22 protein-coding genes are annotated in these 17,363 nt (G+C 58.9%); 6 read left to right on the top strand and 16 right to left on the bottom strand.

Annotation, left to right across the window (positions count from 1 at the left end; translation table 11 throughout):
* Positions 1-4 precede the first annotated feature (4 nt).
* From C4K39_RS15700 to C4K39_RS15750, 11 genes are all read right to left on the bottom strand, one after another.
* A complete protein-coding gene (locus C4K39_RS15700; RefSeq protein ID WP_124346929.1) occupies positions 5-895 on the bottom strand; it encodes a DNA adenine methylase in 891 nt (296 codons plus the stop codon).
* Positions 892-1,917 carry a nucleoid-associated protein YejK gene (gene yejK, locus C4K39_RS15705; protein WP_124346930.1) on the bottom strand — a complete coding sequence of 342 codons (1,026 nt, stop codon included), beginning with the start codon at positions 1,915-1,917 and terminating at the stop codon, positions 892-894. Before yejK ends, C4K39_RS15700 begins: the two co-directional genes overlap by 4 nt.
* The gene (locus C4K39_RS31810) at positions 1,917-2,147 is read right to left on the bottom strand and encodes a hypothetical protein (RefSeq protein WP_073698966.1); all 231 of its coding nucleotides are present in this window, start codon (positions 2,145-2,147) and stop codon (positions 1,917-1,919) included. Before C4K39_RS31810 ends, yejK begins: the two co-directional genes overlap by 1 nt.
* Positions 2,140-2,658 (bottom strand): hypothetical protein, encoded by a 519-nt coding sequence (locus C4K39_RS15715; RefSeq protein ID WP_124346931.1) that lies wholly within the window; start codon positions 2,656-2,658, stop codon positions 2,140-2,142. Before C4K39_RS15715 ends, C4K39_RS31810 begins: the two co-directional genes overlap by 8 nt.
* A gap of 174 nt (positions 2,659-2,832) precedes the next feature.
* Positions 2,833-4,182 carry a replicative DNA helicase gene (gene dnaB / locus C4K39_RS15720; protein WP_124346932.1) on the bottom strand — a complete coding sequence of 450 codons (1,350 nt, stop codon included), beginning with the start codon at positions 4,180-4,182 and terminating at the stop codon, positions 2,833-2,835.
* Complete coding sequence (locus C4K39_RS32050) at positions 4,179-4,760, bottom strand: hypothetical protein (RefSeq protein WP_367613716.1); 582 nt, start codon at positions 4,758-4,760, stop codon at positions 4,179-4,181. Before C4K39_RS32050 ends, dnaB begins: the two co-directional genes overlap by 4 nt.
* A gap of 80 nt (positions 4,761-4,840) precedes the next feature.
* Complete coding sequence (locus C4K39_RS15730; protein ID WP_124348363.1) at positions 4,841-5,530, bottom strand: DUF2786 domain-containing protein; 690 nt, start codon at positions 5,528-5,530, stop codon at positions 4,841-4,843.
* Entirely contained in the window at positions 5,530-5,811 is a 282-nt protein-coding gene (locus C4K39_RS15735) for a hypothetical protein (protein WP_124346934.1), read from the bottom strand. The genes C4K39_RS15730 and C4K39_RS15735 overlap by 1 nt, the downstream gene beginning before the upstream one ends.
* A 277-nt stretch (positions 5,812-6,088) precedes the next feature.
* Positions 6,089-6,472 carry a hypothetical protein gene (locus tag C4K39_RS15740; RefSeq protein ID WP_124346935.1) on the bottom strand — a complete coding sequence of 128 codons (384 nt, stop codon included), beginning with the start codon at positions 6,470-6,472 and terminating at the stop codon, positions 6,089-6,091.
* Positions 6,469-7,215, bottom strand: a complete 747-nt coding sequence (locus C4K39_RS15745; RefSeq protein WP_124346936.1) for a hypothetical protein — start codon at positions 7,213-7,215, stop codon at positions 6,469-6,471. Before C4K39_RS15745 ends, C4K39_RS15740 begins: the two co-directional genes overlap by 4 nt.
* A gap of 1 nt (position 7,216) precedes the next feature.
* Positions 7,217-8,089 (bottom strand): ParA family protein, encoded by an 873-nt coding sequence (locus C4K39_RS15750; RefSeq protein ID WP_124346937.1) that lies wholly within the window; start codon positions 8,087-8,089, stop codon positions 7,217-7,219.
* 328 nt (positions 8,090-8,417) lie between these two features.
* On the opposite strand from C4K39_RS15750, the gene C4K39_RS15755 reads away from it, so the two are divergent.
* From C4K39_RS15755 to C4K39_RS15765, 3 genes are all read left to right on the top strand, one after another.
* Entirely contained in the window at positions 8,418-8,717 is a 300-nt protein-coding gene (locus tag C4K39_RS15755; RefSeq protein ID WP_124346938.1) for a hypothetical protein, read from the top strand.
* 196 nt (positions 8,718-8,913) lie between these two features.
* On the top strand, positions 8,914-9,210 hold the full coding sequence (locus C4K39_RS15760) for a hypothetical protein (protein ID WP_124346939.1): 297 nt from the start codon (positions 8,914-8,916) through the stop codon (positions 9,208-9,210).
* A gap of 339 nt (positions 9,211-9,549) precedes the next feature.
* On the top strand, positions 9,550-10,593 hold the full coding sequence (locus C4K39_RS15765) for a hypothetical protein (protein WP_124346940.1): 1,044 nt from the start codon (positions 9,550-9,552) through the stop codon (positions 10,591-10,593).
* A 207-nt stretch (positions 10,594-10,800) separates the two neighbouring features.
* Here the strand turns inward: C4K39_RS15765 and hpaI are convergent, their stop codons facing one another.
* The 4 genes from hpaI to C4K39_RS15785 are packed head-to-tail and all read right to left on the bottom strand — an operon-like array spanning position 10,801 to position 13,569.
* Positions 10,801-11,565, bottom strand: coding sequence for a 4-hydroxy-2-oxoheptanedioate aldolase (gene hpaI / locus C4K39_RS15770; protein WP_124346941.1), 765 nt, complete (start codon positions 11,563-11,565; stop codon positions 10,801-10,803).
* Between the two features lie 24 nt (positions 11,566-11,589).
* Complete coding sequence (gene hpaH / locus C4K39_RS15775; protein WP_053131513.1) at positions 11,590-12,393, bottom strand: 2-oxo-hept-4-ene-1,7-dioate hydratase; 804 nt, start codon at positions 12,391-12,393, stop codon at positions 11,590-11,592.
* Entirely contained in the window at positions 12,387-13,091 is a 705-nt protein-coding gene (locus C4K39_RS15780) for a flavin reductase family protein (RefSeq protein ID WP_124346942.1), read from the bottom strand. Before C4K39_RS15780 ends, hpaH begins: the two co-directional genes overlap by 7 nt.
* Before the next feature lie 19 nt (positions 13,092-13,110).
* Positions 13,111-13,569, bottom strand: coding sequence for a VOC family protein (locus tag C4K39_RS15785; protein ID WP_022640490.1), 459 nt, complete (start codon positions 13,567-13,569; stop codon positions 13,111-13,113).
* Between the two features lie 147 nt (positions 13,570-13,716).
* Here C4K39_RS15785 and C4K39_RS15790 point away from each other — a divergent pair, with 147 nt between their 5' ends.
* From C4K39_RS15790 to C4K39_RS31820, 3 genes are all read left to right on the top strand, one after another.
* Positions 13,717-14,295 carry a MarR family winged helix-turn-helix transcriptional regulator gene (locus tag C4K39_RS15790; protein ID WP_217884146.1) on the top strand — a complete coding sequence of 193 codons (579 nt, stop codon included), beginning with the start codon at positions 13,717-13,719 and terminating at the stop codon, positions 14,293-14,295.
* A gap of 166 nt (positions 14,296-14,461) precedes the next feature.
* A complete protein-coding gene (locus C4K39_RS15795) occupies positions 14,462-15,175 on the top strand; it encodes a DKNYY domain-containing protein (protein ID WP_124346944.1) in 714 nt (237 codons plus the stop codon).
* A gap of 52 nt (positions 15,176-15,227) precedes the next feature.
* Positions 15,228-15,989 carry a hypothetical protein gene (locus tag C4K39_RS31820; protein WP_083235666.1) on the top strand — a complete coding sequence of 254 codons (762 nt, stop codon included), beginning with the start codon at positions 15,228-15,230 and terminating at the stop codon, positions 15,987-15,989.
* 24 nt (positions 15,990-16,013) lie between these two features.
* Here C4K39_RS31820 and C4K39_RS15805 read toward each other — a convergent pair whose 3' ends face one another.
* Positions 16,014-17,048, bottom strand: coding sequence for a hypothetical protein (locus C4K39_RS15805; protein WP_124346945.1), 1,035 nt, complete (start codon positions 17,046-17,048; stop codon positions 16,014-16,016).
* Positions 17,049-17,363: the final 315 nt, after the last annotated feature.

Below are 17,363 nucleotides of genomic sequence, written 5' to 3' on the forward strand. Positions count from 1 at the left end.
GTGCTTAACGTTGGGCTGCTAAAGCTTTGTGTGAAAAAGCCTGAGATGAATCAGGTCGATGAAAGAAGTCGTGCTGTGACAGCCCTTCGAATGCAGCGTTGTTAAGCCATAGGCATTCAACCCGGTCTCTTGCGCCGTCAGCATGGGTATGGCGGCTAACGCGGTACCAGGTGCCGTAGAGCTCGTCATAGAGATGGCTGGGGTAACCGGATAGAACGACCATGCCCTGCAGCTCTTTTAGGTGGAGTGCAAGCTCTGAGTGCTGTTGGTCGCTTAGCTCATGTCGATAGGATTTGCCCGTATCGTTATGGCGAACTTTATTGCTGCGCGTGGAGTGCACATAGGGTGGATCCACGTAGTACAAAGTGTTCGGGCGATCGTGATTCCCCAGGAGCGAAATCGCATCTCGGTGTTCGAGCACTACTCCCTGCAGGCGATCGATAATGGCTGTTAGGGTGGCTGGATAGTGACGCCAGTCGTGCGCCGGCGAAGTACCCGAACGGCTCGAGGTCGACCTGAAGCCTGTGCGTTCACCGCTAGCTGCTGAACTGGCGAAACCCTGGAAGGAACGCAGCACCATGCGCCTAGCACGTTCTAAGGCATCAGTTGAATCGTCGTAGCTGGCTACGAACTCTTCCCGTGCGAATGGCGTCAGCTCGAGGAGAGTACGCAACTCATGGCCACGGTCTCGTACCACACGAAATAGGTTGACCAACTCGCCGTCGAGGTCGTTATAGATCTCTGCAGGGCTGCGGGCCTTTCGTAGCAGAACGGACGCGGCGCCGCCGTATGGTTCAACGTAGGTGTGATGGGGCGGTAGGTGTTGGATAATCCACGTGGCCAGTTTCCACTTACCGCCGTGGTAACGGAGTATTGGTCTTTGAACAGTTTTCACATGGATTCCCCCTGTTCCGACCTTGCCCTACGTAGTTGATCGAGTAACAAGGTTGGGAGTGAGCGGATCACCAGGGTGTTGTGTTCCTCGTCGTATTCAACCTTGGATCCCAGCAGGTGAGCTTCGAAAGTGATGGACAGGCCCTCGGCGCGGCCGGTGAAGCGGCGGAACTGGTTGAGGGTGCGCTTGTCTGCCGGGAATTCTGGCGACAGGCCGTAGTCCTTGTTGCGGATATGGTCGTAGAACGCCTTCGGCCGGTCTTCGTCAATCAACTCCGACAGTTCTTCTAGGCCTACCGGTTCGCCGAGCTTGGCCTGGCTGCTGGCGTAGTCCACCAGGGTCTTGGTCTTCTCTCGCGCCGAGTCCTCGGGCAGGTCTTCGGTTTCAACGAAGTCGCTGAAGGCCTTGAGCAGGGTGCGTGTCTCGCCTGGACCATCAACGCCTTCCTGGCAACCGATGAAGTCGCGGAAGTATTCCGTGGACTTTCTGCCGTTCTTGCCCTTGATGAACGATATGTACTGCTTGGACTGCTTGTTGTTCTGCCACTCGGAGACGTTGATCCGCGCCGCCAGGTGCAGTTGGCCCAGATCCAGGTGACGGGAGGGCGTCACGTCCAGCTGGTCGGTCACCGCCACGCCTTCGCTGTGGTGCAGTAGGGCGATGGCCAGGTAGTCGGTCATGCCCTGTTGGTAGTGGGCGAACAGCACGTGACCGCCCACCGACAGGTTGGACTCCTCCATCAGTTTCTGCAGGTGGTCCACAGCCTTGTGACTGAAAGCTGTGAAGTCCAGCTCTCCGTTGAAGAACTCCTTTAGCCAGCCGCTGAGGGGAAAGGCGCCGGACTCTGGATGGAAAAGGCCCCAGGCCTTGCCCTGCTTGGCGTTATAGCTTTCGTTGAGGTCGACGAGCATGTTCTCGAGGACGGCGGACTCTGCCAGTTCTGAGTCACGGCTGTGTAGAACCGCTGGGGTGCCGTCAGGTTGCTTGTCGATGTGATGGATAATGAGGTGACGAATTGGCATCAGCTGATTTCCTTCGAAAGTGGAGTGGTGCGGTCCGCACGGCGCAGGCGTGCTCGAGCATTTCGCTCTGATCTGTGATCGCCCGGTGTCGCGGACGTGTAGATGTCAGAGCAACCTGTCTTTTTGAATCTGAGGTGCCCCCCTGCCGAGCGGGAGACGGCCCAGCCATTGCTGATCGCAAACTCGACGAGATGGCGTAAGCGTTCGTGTACCTTCGGGGGCCTACTCATGAAGTTCTGTCCTGAGTTGGTTCCCTGCTTGTATGGCAATAATTTCTGGATCGTGGCCTGGGTACTTCGAGCCGAGATCCATGAGGAAGAACCTCGCGGCCTCTCTATCGCCAGGTATGCGAAACGCAACTGTGCAGTATTGAGTGATGGCGTCATCATCCAGTCGCGGAAGAACCGTGACCTTCATCGAGCACTCGAACAGGTGCCGCGGTACCCACACCGACCAGAAGTAATTCGACAGAAGCGGGCCAGGGCACAGAAGGGCAACCTCCAGTGTTCCGGATGAAGTTGGGGTCAGACGCACATAGCCAAGGTTCTCCATCTCTGCGAAGTTGTCGCACATGGCTCCAGGAACGATCGTGCTGTGGTCACGTACCAGCCTGGTTATCGCTTGTGAAAGAAGATCCAGCTCCACTGCATTCACACCTGCTCTATGAGCGTGTACTAGTGCCGACTGATTGAACTCAGCGTCGGCATGGATCTTAGGAAAATAGGTGGTGCTACTTCTCATCTAACACCTCCTGCAGTGGCTCGACGTCGTAGCTATTGCACAGTGGGCAGATCCACACCTCGGTCTCATCACAAAATTTGTGTGGCTCTGGAAGCCAGTGCTGAACTTGCTTGAGGGAGTGATGTGTGTTGCATGATCGGCACCAGTGAGTGGGTGCGCTTATGCTTTGCGAGGTCATGCGCAGCCTCCTTGCCAACTGGCAGGGGCCAGATTTTCGAAGCGAGTCTGCTGTGGGATGAAAGCCGCCCGTGCAAAACCGACCGGGCCCTGACGTTGTTTGCCGATGATGATTTCGGCGATGCCTTTATGCTCGGACTCCGGGTGGTAATACTCATCTCGGTAAACGAACATGATCACGTCAGCGTCTTGTTCAATAGCACCGCTTTCGCGCAAATCAGCGTTGACTGGGCGTTTATTTGGACGTCCCTCAACACTCCGGTTGAGTTGAGAGAGGGCAATAACTGGGCAGTCCATTTCTTTGCCAAGCGCTTTCAGTGAACGAGAAATCACACTGATTTCGTTGTTCCTGTTTTCCTCACCTACCGCGCTCATTAGCTGCAGGTAGTCGATGAGGATCAGCTTTGGCTTGCCGAAGCGCCGGCTTGCCCTCCTGGCCTTTGCCCGCAGCGCAGGTGGGGTCAGTGAGCTGCCGTCATCAATTACCAGCCTATCCCCGAAGCCATTAAGCTGCTGGACTGCATTTGTTAGCTTCGGCCAATCCTCATCCTCAAGCTTCCCCTTTAAGAGCTTGGTCAGATCTACGTGGCCGATACTGGAGATCAAACGAAATAGCAGGGCCTGGGCCGGCATTTCGATGCTGTAGACCTGGACCGATTCATTGTCTGAGCATTGACGTAAAGCCGCGTGGACGAACTTCAAGGCTAGAGCCGTTTTTCCCATCGACGGCCTGCCGGCAAGAATGATGAGGTCGGTCGGTTGAAAACCTGAGGTCATCTCGTCAAGATCGTCGATTCCGGACGACACTCCGGTCACAGTCACATTCCCGTTGAAATGCTCGTCAATCTTGTTGATCACCTCTCCGAGGGCTTGGTTGACGTCGACGAAGTCGGAGCGTGTTCTGTTCTGAGCGAGTGCAAAGAGTTGCTGCTCGATCGATTCCTGGACGTCAGTAGCTACTGCCGTGCTTTCAGCGGCGTCGCGAGAGCATTGGTAGCCGAGGGACATGAGGCTGCGCAGGTGAGACCTGTTCCGAACGATTTCTGCGTAGCGTTCGATGTTGGCCACAGATGGAGTATTTCTTGCGAGATCTCCAAGGTAGGCCAGGCCACCAACTTCCTCTGGTTGAGACATCGACTCGGATACCGTCACGATATCGAATGGATGATCCTTATCGGCTAGTGAGGCGATGGCCTGGAAAATCAACCGATGCTCACGTTTGAAGAAGTCTTCAGGCACAAGCAGGTCGGCAATGAGATCCCATGTATTGTTGTCGAGCATCAGACCGCCCAGGACACCCTGTTCGGCTTCAGTCGAATGAGGCGGCGTAAAGTCGAGAGGGTTCACGGAGTGACCTCCCGGCGTGCCCAGAAGCAGTAGGGGCCGCCTTCTTCAGTGTCATGAATAGCCAGGCAGAACCAGCCCTCGCCGGCAGGCATAGAGGGCTCCCAGTAACTGCAGTCGGGACTATCAGAAGCGAAGTAGCGATCGGCAATTTCTTCAGGCGCGTCTGTTTCAAGACTGACTGAACAGATTTCTAGGCCTTGCTCCTGCAGCCAGAGTTTGGATTTGTCAGGATCTTCTTCAAAGTTTGGCAGGTCGGGATGGGCGAACATCCCCTCTTCATCCCGCTGAACAGGGTAGGGCTGGATCAACTGTATCCGATCGAGTCGCTCGATCTCTGCAAGGATTAGAGCCCCCGCTTTCACTAAGTCGCGGCGACGGTCATCGCTGGGTTTGAATGTCTTTTTGTCCCATGGCCAGGCACTGCTGCTGCATCCAGGCTTTCCTGCCAAGACTGCGTACACCGCAGCGGCTTCTGCCAGCTCGTTTCGCACATACACGTCATCACGATGGATGGAGTAGCCTTCCTCTGTCACCTGGCGGTGACGCTCTGTGATCACGCTGTGTGCTGCCTTGTTCATACGAAGACCTTCGGGCATGGTGCATCCCCTCAGTGCATGGGAGGTTGGGAGCAGAGCTGGATGGGCTGTTGTGGTGTGAGTCATCGTCCACCCCCAATCGACATCCGTTCTTTGTGGCTGAGGCCTCGGCCCAAATTTGCTTGCTTGCCCTGTTGCCAACCTGCCTGCTGGGACCGAATGTCATGTCCCTTGGCCTCTGGCCGGTCCAGGTCCATGTATTCAAGAGTTGGATGATGGAGGCTGATGTAAGCCTTGATTTCATCGCGGGGTTCCGCGTCAGCCCCTGCGAACTGGGCGACTTTGTAGCTGATAGCGCTCAACCAACCATCGACGAAGAGTTCCCCTCGGCGGCGTTTGGTTTTGAGCTGGCAGCGCTTCTGCAGAGCGACATGTGCCTTGCGTTGCATCACCAGTTGGTGGTGCAAGGCAGAGTACGCATAGGCCGCTAACTCAGGGCCTATGCCGATGCCCATGAACTTGATCGACCAGCCCGCCAGGCCCGAATGGAACGCTAAGTGCTCACAATCGAAGGCACGGGCACAGGTCGCCGCAAGACGGTGCAGCCAGTCTTTAGGCGGGCGAGCGGTGCGAGTGGGGACACAAACCTCCTCAACTGCATGTGCAGCCACCTCAAGGGACTCGAGGTTGTACTGTTTCATGAGGTGGCGGGCCTGCCGAAGTGCTGTTTCTGCTTCGTTCGGACTGGCGCCACAGTCATTGGCCAGGGCGAGTAGTTTGCTGACTTTGTTTAGAACTTTTTGCCTATCCATCATGCAACCTCCGTCGAAGAGAGTGGAGGTAACTTCTCGATCGCTAACCGTTCTCCCTCACGCGTGGCGCGATAAACGACTTCATCCTGAGGGCAGAATGCGGGAGCTTTACCAACGATCATCAGACCCGCACTGACAAGGACGTCGAGCTGCCGTGCGTCTTCGTCGCCTGGGCCGGTAAGAAAATGGTTGCGACTCACGGTGCGCTTATGAGGATCGCTCGGAGAAAGGCCAAGCGTGTGCCAGAGAAGCTGGAGTTGAGGGGCGCTAATGTGCGTCATGGCTTCAGCTCCTGGTGCAGAGGAGCTTGGCCAGCTCTAGCTGACAGTACGGCTGCTTTTGCATGCCAACGGGCCGCAGCCAAGACAGTCACGCACACCAGGGTAAGGACGCACAGCGCAGCAAGAAGGTATGCGCAGAAGATGGCGCCCTGCAGCGCTAAGCCTGCGTAAGGCTCCTTGTAGATCGAAGCGAGGCAATAGGCCAACGCAAACGCTACTGAACAGTTCATGGCGTACAGGCATAGAAAGCCCGCACAGTGAAACAGACGTCTTGGGCTCATGAGCGATCCTCCATAACCTTGTGGAGAGGGTCGGCGCCGATGAATACCTCTTCAGGTACGTCATCCCATTCTTGGCGTATTGCCTCGAAGTCGCCGGAGTTCCAGCAGCGAAGAAAATCCAGAGGGGACTCACATGGATTGGCCAGGGCGTAGGCTATGGCAGCTACAGCAGCATTGGGCTGGTAGAGCTCCAGCTCGATTACTCCGTCGTCGCTGATCTTCAGGTTGTCGCTGTCTACCGGATATTTCTGCCCATCCAGGCACAGCATCAGTTGCTTGTTCGTGAGGGCTTCATTTCGGCGAATGATGGTGCCCAGCCGGGTACGTAGCATCTGAAGGGTGACAGGCCGGATACTTTTACTTGCAGAGGAGCGGCTCATACTTCACCCCACGCATTCAGGGTCAAAGCGCTCTTCCAATGCAGAAGCGTTGTTTCTTCCGCAGCGGTGAGGGGAGCCCGGGCCAGGCAGTCAGCTACCTTCTGTTTCAGTACGTTCAGACGCTCTTCAACGTCTGAGCCATCGTCATAGGCAATATCACTGCTTAGGGATTGAATGAGCTCGGAGCGTGCTGAGACGATGTGGCTTTTCAGGTATCCCAGGGGAGTTGTCCAACTTCCGGCTTTATGGGCGTCATCCAGGCACTTCATCCATTCCTGGTTGTACTTAATCGGATCGCAGAAGCCGATATGGACCCCGGCCCGGTTGAATACCAGAGCGTCTTTCAGCACTTCTAATTGCTGCTCAACTGTTTCGTGGAGCAGTGGGAACTTAGCAGCGATCAACTGTTTCGCCCGCGCATTACGCGCATCTTGACGGCGTTTGGTGGCTTTTTCGTCCCGAACACGCTTCTCCTTGGCGTGCTCAATGTGGTTGTTCACTGACTCGATGAGCGTGGCGGCATCAAGTAGTAGTTGGCGTTGCTCGTAGCTGAGCTGCTCGCTAATCCGCCCCGATAGGCCGGAACCCATGGGGCCTCCGGAACCGAGCTTGCGCACTTCGCGTGCGGTACTGGTGAATTTGGTCTGGACACTGCGCAGCTCAGTCGAGCTGTAACGACTATTCAACTTCTGCAGGAACTCAGGTGTGATCCCTGTTGGCTGGGTTATGGGGGATTTAGCCACTTCAGTTCCCCCCTTTGACGATCTGGGCTACACGCTCCTCAGTCATTGCAGCGAAGCGTTCATGCCATTCCGGAAAGGCCTCAGTGGCCAATTGTCGGAGGATGCTCAGCGCCGAGGGCGCAAGGCGATTCGATGGCTGCCGGTACTCCAAGCGGTGTGCCGGGATGCCTTTGGATGCGGCGGTTTTGAAAACAACAGCGTGGGGTATGGTGGTGTGGAGCACGGAAACTTCAGGGGTGCCGTCAAACACTTCCCTGACTGTTTCGTGTATTTGGCGGGCATCAACGGTTTGATCCAACCCATTGATGATTATGTTGATATGAGGAATGGTCAGGCCGAGGCGGGCATAACTGCGCAGGCCTTCCATCATGTGGATGGTGCCGCGGTTGAACTCGCGTGCCGCCAGCATGTTAGGAGGGAGGGGGGATAAAATTATGTCAGAAGCCAGAACGACCATCTCAAGCATGGCCGAGCGGGCGCCCTGAGTATCGAAGATAATCAGGTCGTACTGGGACTCGAACTCCGGCATCAGATTAGCCAGGCGAAGCCGGCCATCAGGTGCCTGTAGCAGGAGGTTGTTGAGCTGATTGTTGACGTCGTTCGAGACTATGACATCGAGGTTGGGGATGTTGGTACGGGAAATAACCCGGCCCGGATCGGTTTCATTGAAGGCCAGGAGCTCATAAATTCCGCCCGGAGCTTCGTGAATCAGGGGGAAATAGGATGACGCTGAGGGTTGGACGGGATCCAGATCGATCAGCAGAGTGCGCAAACCTGCATCTGCAGTGAACGCACCGAGGTTGGTCGAGCCGGTTGTTTTGCCAGTTCCACCTTTGGTGGAGATTTTTCCTGCTTTTTTCGCCTTCTTTTTCATCGTGATGCCTCTAATGTGAATGTCATTAGAGGCTGCTGGGCTCGCAAACTAGTCCTAGGGTGCCGTGAAAACCCCTTCCTAGAGCAGTTCAGTCCAATTGTCTTTTAACCAATTGGTCGTAGGTTCGAATCCCACACGACCCACCATATTCATGGTCGGATGCGGTACTAGGAAAAGGCGTTTTAGTCATTCACTAGTTCGCGGCGATCAGGAATGTGCAAGGCACGTTCCTAGGTGATGTAGATATGAAAAAGCCCACTGCCGGTCACGGTTAGTGGGCTTTTTTGCTTTTAGCTGTTCAAAATGCTGAGACCGGAAATCATCATCGATGACTGATCAGTTGATCGAGACTTTCATTGAAAAGTGGCTGGACTTTGATCGGCGGTTGCGTGAAAAGCGCGGTCTGGATCGTGATTCGCTTCAGGCACTGATGGACTTGCTGGAGCAGATCGAAATCGGCCTGGGTCATCAGGACGCCATTCCCAAGAACCTTGCCGGCATCTTCCTCGACATGTGGGGAGCAATGACCAGCAGCGCCCACCTGTACGACAGTGATATGCAGAATGAAATCTATCTGGCAGCCGACCATTTGACCGACTGCGCCCGAAAGATCTGTTGTACGGTTTGATCAGTTTAAGGAGCTAGCGGCCAGGTACTGGCCTGTGCAGGCCAGCCTGATTCTCGAGAAGTAGCTGCACAGCTGTTGAGCATGCAATCGCCATTGGTGCAGAAACAACCAACTCTTGGGGCCTGAACAGCGATGCAATCGCGCAAGAGCACCGCTGTCGCACATATCCTTTTCCCATCTACGGAAAACATCATTGATGACTGATCAGTTGATCGAGATCTTTATCGAAAAGTGGCTGGATTTTTCCCTGCAACTGCGTGAAAAGCGCGGTCTGGATCGTGATTCGCTTCAGGCACTGATGGACTTGTTGGAGCAGATCGAAATCGGCCTGGGTCATCAGCACGCCATTCCCAAGAACCTTGCCGGCATCTTCCTCGACATGTGGGGAGCAATGACCAGCAGCGCCCACCTGTATGACAGTGATATGCAAAGTGAAATCTATCTGGCAGCCGACCATTTGACCGATCACGCCAGGGGTATCTGTGCCGATTGATCTTTGTGCGGGCCTGTCGGCTGAGTCGAGAGTCCTTGGTCTCTGGCGAACGATCGCTGGCGCAATGGAGCTACTCAAGCCAGGTACTTCATTGAGGTGAGAATGCTCGCCAGGTGGACGTACCGGGTGAACAAGTAAGCCCGCTCTTTTCTCGTGCAGGCCTTGTAGCCGGGCTTTCGCGGGAGCGATCAGCATCGAGTAATGGGCGCAGTCGCGACGGGTATTCGTTTGCACCCTGCCTGTCATCCGATGCACTCTGGCACATATTGCGCTGCGTGCCCCCAGCCAGTAATCATGGCCGCTCGACGTCCCGTACCAACGCTTATCAAGGATCGATACATGAAACTGTCCTGGCCGCGTTTTACCCTGCCCGCCGCATTGCTTCTCTCTCTTTCCCTTTCCGGCTGCGTGTCCGACCTCGGTTCGGGCGCTTACGTCACCCAGGACGATCAGCGTTACGCGCAGTTGCTGGACCAGGTGGACGCGGCGCTGAAGGCGAACATGGCGGTGGTGCTGGTGGCCGACGTGATGCCGCACAAGTCGCTGAGCGATGCGCTGACCATGATGCAGTGGACGCCAACAGCGATCTGGGAATACGAGAAGGACCCGAAGATCACCTTCGGCCGCAAATTCCAGACCAACGAGTTGCAGAGAAAGCCTGGCGAGACCTATCTGTTCAAGGCCTTCGAGGTGCATATCCTGCCTCCCGGCAAATACCTGCTGACCGGTGGCGACGACTACCAGATCCACGGCTTGCTCGACCAGATCGGCGCCCGTAGCGGCCCGCCCGGTTCGGGTCGTGGTGCCAATGGCACCGCCTACCTGTCCCCCGAGCTGTATCGCGAGTACTACCGGGAAGAGGTCTGGAAGGACGCCACCTATGGCAGCGAGCTCAAGACCGAGAAGGTCTGTACCACCGTGCACGTGGCCTCTGGCGCCTGCGTGGCCTGGGGCGAGCAGCAATATACCCAGACCACGCAGGGCTCTGGAGCCGGGTATTACCAACAGACCGATTCCCGCGATGTGCCGTCGATCAAGGTCCAGGCGCGCCTGCCGGTCGACAAGGCGCTGGCCAGCTTCACCGTCCAGGGCGGGCAATTGCTGCTGGCCCCGCGCATGCACCTCAAGACCCCTGGCTACAAGTACCAGCAGTCCAAGTGCCGGGCGATCGATCCGAAGAAGATCGAGTGTCCGCTGGATAACCTGACCGTCTACACCTGGCCGGCGCCCATGAGCTTTACGCAGAATCTCATCGAGCAACGAGTCCTGAGCGACAAGCACCGGCAACTGCTGTCCAGGCTCCAGGCCATGCAGATCACGCCACTGGGCAAGCAAGGCATGGAAGACCCGATCTGGGGCGTACCGTTGTCGTTATCCAAGTAGCAGCGTTGAGCCCTGCCACTCCAAGGCCGTCGCGAGACGACCTTGAAGGGCTTGCCGCAGTGCAAAGGCCGGGGGGCGTCTACCTCGGCCCCGACACCAGATCCTCTCGCTTCCCTTCGCCAGGCCCTGCCCCGAGTACCGGGACAATCTCCACCCGCAGCAATCATCGGGGCATCGACCCGCAGACCGGGTGTCGCAGCCCTGGTTTCAAGTCACCTGCCCAAATGCGTCCCTGAGTGCCTTGGCGCCACTCACCAGCAGCCCCACATCGGAGCCGACGGCGACAAACACGGCACCCAGCTGCAGGTAGCGCCGGGCCATGGCCGCGTCGCTGGTGAGAATCCCCGGGGCCTTGCCGGCCGCGCGGATTTCCCGGATGGCCCCTGCGATGGCGTCCTGCACCTCGGGATGTGCCGGGTTGCCCAGGTGACCGAGGGAGGCGGCCAGGTCGGCAGGCCCGATGAACACGCCATCGACCCCCGGGACCCTGGCAATCTCCGCCAAGGCCTGGATGCCGGCCCGGCTTTCCACTTGCACCAGGGTGCAAATCTGTTCATCGGCCGTCGCCAGGTAGCCGGGGATCTGCTGCCATCGCGAGGCGCGGGCCAATGCCGCTCCCACGCCGCGGATGCCATGGGGAGGGTAGCGGGTGGCGGCAACGATGCTGGCCGCCTGCTCGGCGCTTTCCACCATGGGAACCAGTAACGTCTGGGCCCCCAGGTCGAGCAAGTGCTTGATCTCCACGGCATCGTCGCCGGCCGCCCGGACCACCGCATGGGTAGGGGACGCCGCCAGGCACTGCAACTGGGCGAGGGTCGATTGCAGCGTATTGGGAGCATGTTCGTTGTCGATCACCAACCAGTCATAACCGATGTCCCCGAGCATTTCCGCGGTGTACCCGTTGGCCAGGCCGAGCCACAGGCCGATCAGGGGAGCCCCCGTCACCAGGGCCTGCTTGAATTCGTTATGCATGACTATCTCCTGCACATGCAGTACTCAGATAAAACGGCAGCCCACGCTGCCCAATGGACCGAAGTCGGCGTGGAATGTATCGCCGGCCTCCGCCCGCACCGGGCGAGTGAAGGAGCCGGACAGCACGATGTGTCCTTTCTCCAGGGCGGTGTCGAATACCGCCAGGCGCCGGGAGAGCCAGGCAACGCCGTTGGCCGGATGGTTCAGCACGCCTGCCGCCAGGCCGGTTTCCTCTATCACGCCGTTGCGCAGGAGCATGGCGCCGATCCAGCGCAGGTCCAGGTCGTCGACGCGCACCGGGCGCCCGCCGAGGATGATCCCGGCATTGGCGGCGTTGTCGGAAATGGTATCGACCACCTTGCGCGGCCGCTGGGTGTCGCGGTCGAGCTGTTCCGAACGTGCATCGATGATCTCCAGCGCCGGCACGACATAGCGCGTCGCATCCAGCACATCCAGCATCGTCACCTCCGGCCCCACCAGGCGACGATCGAGGATGAAGGCCAGTTCGACCTCGACTCGGGGCAATATCAGGCGCTCGCGGGCAATCTCGCCGCCATCGGGCCAGAGCATGTCGTCGAGCAGCACGCCGTAGTCGGGCTCGTCGATCTGCGAGGCCATCTGCATCGCCCTGGAGGTCAGGCCGATCTTGTGCCCGATGATCCTCCGGCCACGGTCCAGTTTCGTCTCGACCCAGGCACGCTGGATGGCGTAGGCATCGGCGATGGTCATGTCCGGATGGCTCAGGGAGAGCTGGCGAATCTGTTCGCGCGAGCGTTCGGCGGCATCCAGGCGATTGGCGCATTCCTGTATTTCATGGGCATTCAGCATCGTTCTTTTGCGCCTGTTTGCGAGGTGGATGGTTCCCGCCATGCCAGCAGTTCCTGCTCTCGGCCCTGGGCCTTCAAGGACTGCCAGGCCTGTGGCGTCGGTGTCGGCATCTGGAAGTCCGCAGACACTTCGCAGTACCAGCCGGGGCTGTGCAGTCGGCCGATCAAGGCCATGGACGTCGGGTCGATGAACATGCGGGTCACGTCGACGATCGCTTCCTCGCACAGGTGCGTACCGACGATGTCGGCGAGGATGAAGGTACGCACGCCATCGATGTCGATCAGTTGGCGAACCCGGCACTCCATCGAGCAAGGGCTCGAGGCGATGCGTGGAATGCTCACTTGCTGGCCGGGCAGCATCTGCAGGCCGGCCTCGAGGGCCTCGTTGACCTGGGCATCGAAATCGATGGAGGTGACGGTCATGCGCCCGGCCATCGGGGCCGAGACCAGGTTAACCACGAACTCTCCACGCTCGATGATGTTGCGCGCGGTGTCCTTGGGTTCTCCCGAGCGCGAGCCGATGCACAGGCACAGCAGCGGTGGGTCTCCCGACATCACGTTGAAAAAGGAAAATGGCGCGACATTGACCGCCCCCGATCCATCGCAGGAACTGACCCAGGCGATGGGGCGGGGGATCACGGTGGAGTGCACCAGGTTGCTGCGCTGCTCCGGGCTCAGCGCCTTCATATCAAAATACATGGCTATGTCCTGAACGGTTTCAGCGATTGGCGGTGGGGGTCTTGTCCTGGTTGGCCGAGTCGACGCCGGGGCGCCGCTCGCTGGCCTGGTGCAACTCGATGAGGTTGCCGGCCGGATCGCGCAGGAACAGCTGTTTCAAGGAGGGCGAGGCCACATTGTCGAGGGTGAAGTACTCGATACCCCGCTCCACGAGCACCTTCTCGGCTGCCAGCACATCCTCCACCGCAAGCGCGAAGTGGTTGGAGACCGGGTCCTGGTCAGGGCGCTTGGCATATTGCGAAACGCCATCGCACCCGAGGATGTGCAACTGGGTGCCATTGGGCAGGTTGAACCACGAGCCGTAGATACCCGGGATCTTCCAGCGGGCCGGGTCCTGGGGCAGTGAAAGGACATCGCGATAGAAGTCCAGCATGGCATCGGCCTGGGCGTTGTTCACGCCGAAGCCTACGTGGTGAAGCTCAACAACTTTCACGGACATTGCGTTTTCCTTGTTGGTTTGCACGCGCTGGCCCCGGGAAGGGGCGTGATAGCAATATCGAAATATAGTACGAGTGACGTACTATACGGAAAAAATAATATTTCCCCTTGGTATGATTGGCAACCTCCTCATTGACCCATGTCGCCCATGTCCCGCTCAAAACCACCTGCATCCAAGCCTGTCGCCAGTCCCGAGCAAGGCTCCGGAACATCTTTCGCCGCATCCGCCGCGACCCGTCCCCACCTTGCCCTGATGCGCGATACCGCCCAAGGCGCGACCGATCGATCCCGTGCCGGATTGGGCCTGCTGATGCTCTGGCTGTGCGATGACATCGAGCAACGCGCCAATGCCAGCCTGGCGCCGTTCGGGCTATCGGAAAGCAAGTTCGACCTGCTGATGTTCTTCGGCCTGGCCGAGCGGGGCCTGATAGAAAGCCAGGCGGTCACGCCGTCCTACATCGCGGATTACTTTGGCGTGACCCGTTCGACGGTGACTGGCCTGCTGGATTGGCTGGAGAAGCGCGACCTGCTCAGGCGCCGCCTGAGTACCGAGGACCGGCGCAGCTTCGCCCTGGAGTTGACCGAGCAGGGGCGCGAGTTGCTGGAGCGGTCCTTGCCGGTGTTCTGGGGGATGTGCGAATCCCTGACCAGCAGCCTGGACCAGGACGAATGCGCGCTGCTGCAAAAGGTTCTTGGCAAGCTCTGGGTGCAGTTGAAAGCGGATTGAGATCAGTCGCCCGCAGGGCTGCAAGGCCATCCGCTGTCGCCTGCGCCTGTCTAGCGCTGGCAACCCCAAGGCCAGATGGCGTAGCCTCGTGCGCCAGGCCCGCTGGGCCGCACACCACGACCGGCCGGCAATGCCTGGCCCTCATTTCGCACCAGGGATCGCTTCGATGACATGGAAAAAGCTGGCCGCACTCCCCGAGCATCAATTCGTCGGTGCCTACGGGATCCAATACTGGGCCATTCGCGAGGGCAAGGTCTGGCATCAAGGGCGCAAGTTGGCGGCCGCTGATCCGCAGACATTCGAGTTCTGCGAGGAGCAGTATTTCCTGGGCCGGGATGCTTCCTGCATTTACCACGCCTGGAGCCGTTTGCCGAAAATAGACCGCGACAGCTTTCGCCGAGTCGGCCTGTATTGGCTGGACCGGCAGCATGTCTACTTCGAATATGAAACCTCGTTCAAGGCCCTGCGGGACGTCGATCCCGGCAGCTTTCGCCATGTGGGCGGCAGTTACGGCGCCGACGACCACAGCGCCTGGTACTACGGCCGGAAGATGAGCGGCAACCCACGGTGCATGGACTTGCGGGTCATTGCCGAGAACGACCTGTATGCCTGTGATGGCGAGGCCGTCTACTACGATGGCAAGCCGCTCAAGGGCGTGCTCGCCGCACAATGGCGAATCCTCACCGAGGAGTTTTCGGGTGATGGCAAGAACCTCTATTTCGCCGAGAGAAAACTGGCGCGGGCCGACTTTGCGACCTGGCGGCATGTTCATGGCGCCTGGTCGAAAGACCAGCACCGGGTCTTCCACATGAATCTTGTGATGAAGGACTTGGCGCCCGAGGGCTTCGATGAAACCCAGGCCAGGCACCTGTCCAGATGATGGCGCCTGCACTCCAGGCCCTGCGCCCATACCCGCCAGGATGATCCGCCGTATGTCCAGCACCGACCAGGACCACCTCCCTGACCCCATGCCGGGCGAGGTCGCAGAGTTCATTGCCGCTGCCATCGTCACCGGCGACCTCGAGTTGCCGGATAGCTATCCGACGCTAGACGAGTGGGCGCGCTTCCAGATCGGCTATCGCTCCCATGGCCTGACCGGCGAAAGCCTTGTCGCCTCTAGCTGCGGCGCCTGGCAGCCGGGCTGGTACGTGATCGCCAGGAACTACTTCGACGATCCGTTCTTCATCGATATCCATGAGCAGGCCGCGGGCTTTCCCGTGTACTTTGCCCGGCATGGAGCGGGTCGTTGGGAGGCGACGATGATCGCCCCCAGCCTCCAGGGTTTCGCCCAGTTGTTGTCGGCATTGCACGATCTGGCCCCGGCAAGTCCGCAAGCCCTGCACTTGATCGAGAATGAAACCGACCTGGCCCTTGAGCTGTGGCGCGAAGTCCATCGGCAACGCAGCGAGTGCGACCAGCCAGCAGAGCCGGACGTCGAGCAGCCAGTGCTGGACCAGAGCCTCTACCAATGCGGCCAATTGCTCATCACCGGCATCGGCCCGCAGAAGATCAAGGTGGTGAAGATTTTCCGCGCCGCGCTCGATGTACCCCTGGCACAGGCCCTGGCATTGGCGCAGCTGGACGAAATCCTGGTCGGCAGTGGCTTGCGCATACGCCTGCTGGCGCTGCAGGAGCAACTGCAGGCCGCAGGGGCAACGGTGGAGTTCCGGCCCGATGGCGAGCCGGTTCCCTAGGCTGGGTGCGGTGCGGCGACGGGTCTACTTGCCTGGTTTCTTAAGGCTGATCGGCAGGCCCCACACCAGGTCCTCCATGCCTTTCTCACCCAGTACCTGGGTCTTCATCGGCTGGATGCGCGCCAGCACCTGGCGGCCTGTCTCGGAGAGTTTCGGTTGCTCGTGATCGATGAACTTCTGCGTAAACTCCATGGGCGCGGGTCGCATGTAGACCTGGATGTCCCGCAGGGCGCACTTGATGTTTTGCGTGTCCACGGCCTTGCAGGTTTTCGGGTCGTAGTGCACGCCCGGAGTCTTCAGGTGGAAGCGGTCGCTGAGCAGGATCTGGCCCGGTTTGATGGTGAAGGCCAGCGGGGCATAGGCGTCGGGTATCTGCGCTTGCAGTTTGATGGACTGGACGTCCTGAATCTTCGTGCCTTCGGTCCAACCGCCCTGGGAGACCTGCTCGCGCTGGGTGTAGTTCTGTTGTGACCAGCTCACGCATTGGCCGGACGCCATGTGCACGGCGCTGCAGACGTTCTGGGAGTAGGTCCTGTCGGCATAGGAGGCATCACGCCAATACTCTTCCTTGACGAACCGGCGATACAGCACGGCGGACAGGTTCACCGCGCCCAAGGGCGTGGCCCCCGGCTGGCCCTTGGGCGCCTTGATGTCGGCCAGGGTGCTGTCGATCTTGTAGTCGATCCCGCCGGACAACAGGTAGGTCCCCGGCGGGATGATGTTGACCTCGAGGAAGTCCCACAGGTAGACGGCGTCCTTGATCTTCTCCAGGTCGTTGTTGGCGAAGGCCTGCATGTAGGCGATGCCGGGCATGTCCTTGTTCTTGAAGATGACCCGGTGCGAATAGCTGGAAAGATCGGTCACGCTCTTGTTGGGCATCAGCGTCGGCACCAGCACCACGGACATGCCTTCGCGGGTGGCCTGGTCGAGCATGTCCAGCAGTTGGCTGGTAGGGTTCTTTTGCGCGGGGCTGGCAGGGCCGCCAATCGATGCGCAGGCGGCCAACAAGCTGGCGGGGGCCAGGATCGCCAAGGAACGCAGGCTTTTTAGAGTTTTCATTGGATGTCCTTATCGGCACGAGGCCATGACTGGGTACTGGGGTTGCGGCGACCGAAATTAGTGGATGGGCAGCACCGGGAGTTCCAGCCTGCCGTCGACTGGGTCACTGTCGAACAGCCTGATCGGCGTTTTCAATAGCACTAAAGCCCTAGGGATGGAAAGCGCAAGGCGCTCTTGTCGTACGGCGTGCCAGCAGGCGCCAGGGGACGAACAAATCGCCAATTGCCATGAACAGTGAATTTTTTCGGATTCCTGGCTATCTGATGGCATGGAGCCCCGGCCGGTAGAACACTGGCCATCTCGCTGTCCGCTCGT

The sequence above is a fragment of the Pseudomonas sessilinigenes genome (genome assembly GCF_003850565.1).
Taxonomy (GTDB): Bacteria; Pseudomonadota; Gammaproteobacteria; order Pseudomonadales; family Pseudomonadaceae; genus Aquipseudomonas; species Aquipseudomonas sessilinigenes.

Bases quoted from the DNA above. Each gene is read 5' to 3' on its own strand.
- C4K39_RS15780 (WP_124346942.1), bottom strand. From the start codon at position 13,091: ATGTATTTTGATATGAAGGCGCTGAGCCCGGAGCAGCGCAGCAACCTG.
- C4K39_RS15735 (WP_124346934.1), bottom strand. From the start codon at position 5,811: ATGACGCACATTAGCGCCCCTCAACTCCAGCTTCTCTGGCACACGCTT.
- C4K39_RS15760 (WP_124346939.1), top strand. From the start codon at position 8,914: ATGACTGATCAGTTGATCGAGATCTTTATCGAAAAGTGGCTGGATTTT.
- yejK (WP_124346930.1), bottom strand. From the start codon at position 1,917: ATGCCAATTCGTCACCTCATTATCCATCACATCGACAAGCAACCTGAC.
- C4K39_RS15795 (WP_124346944.1), top strand. From the start codon at position 14,462: ATGACATGGAAAAAGCTGGCCGCACTCCCCGAGCATCAATTCGTCGGT.
- C4K39_RS15765 (WP_124346940.1), top strand. From the start codon at position 9,550: ATGAAACTGTCCTGGCCGCGTTTTACCCTGCCCGCCGCATTGCTTCTC.
- C4K39_RS15730 (WP_124348363.1), bottom strand. From the start codon at position 5,530: ATGGATAGGCAAAAAGTTCTAAACAAAGTCAGCAAACTACTCGCCCTG.
- C4K39_RS15785 (WP_022640490.1), bottom strand. From the start codon at position 13,569: ATGTCCGTGAAAGTTGTTGAGCTTCACCACGTAGGCTTCGGCGTGAAC.
- hpaI (WP_124346941.1), bottom strand. From the start codon at position 11,565: ATGCATAACGAATTCAAGCAGGCCCTGGTGACGGGGGCTCCCCTGATC.
- C4K39_RS32050 (WP_367613716.1), bottom strand. From the start codon at position 4,760: ATGAACAAGGCAGCACACAGCGTGATCACAGAGCGTCACCGCCAGGTG.
- C4K39_RS15750 (WP_124346937.1), bottom strand. From the start codon at position 8,089: ATGAAAAAGAAGGCGAAAAAAGCAGGAAAAATCTCCACCAAAGGTGGA.
- C4K39_RS31810 (WP_073698966.1), bottom strand. From the start codon at position 2,147: ATGAGTAGGCCCCCGAAGGTACACGAACGCTTACGCCATCTCGTCGAG.
- hpaH (WP_053131513.1), bottom strand. From the start codon at position 12,393: ATGCTGAATGCCCATGAAATACAGGAATGCGCCAATCGCCTGGATGCC.
- C4K39_RS15755 (WP_124346938.1), top strand. From the start codon at position 8,418: ATGACTGATCAGTTGATCGAGACTTTCATTGAAAAGTGGCTGGACTTT.
- C4K39_RS31820 (WP_083235666.1), top strand. From the start codon at position 15,228: ATGTCCAGCACCGACCAGGACCACCTCCCTGACCCCATGCCGGGCGAG.
- C4K39_RS15715 (WP_124346931.1), bottom strand. From the start codon at position 2,658: ATGAGAAGTAGCACCACCTATTTTCCTAAGATCCATGCCGACGCTGAG.
- C4K39_RS15740 (WP_124346935.1), bottom strand. From the start codon at position 6,472: ATGAGCCGCTCCTCTGCAAGTAAAAGTATCCGGCCTGTCACCCTTCAG.
- C4K39_RS15805 (WP_124346945.1), bottom strand. From the start codon at position 17,048: ATGAAAACTCTAAAAAGCCTGCGTTCCTTGGCGATCCTGGCCCCCGCC.
- C4K39_RS15790 (WP_217884146.1), top strand. From the start codon at position 13,717: ATGTCCCGCTCAAAACCACCTGCATCCAAGCCTGTCGCCAGTCCCGAG.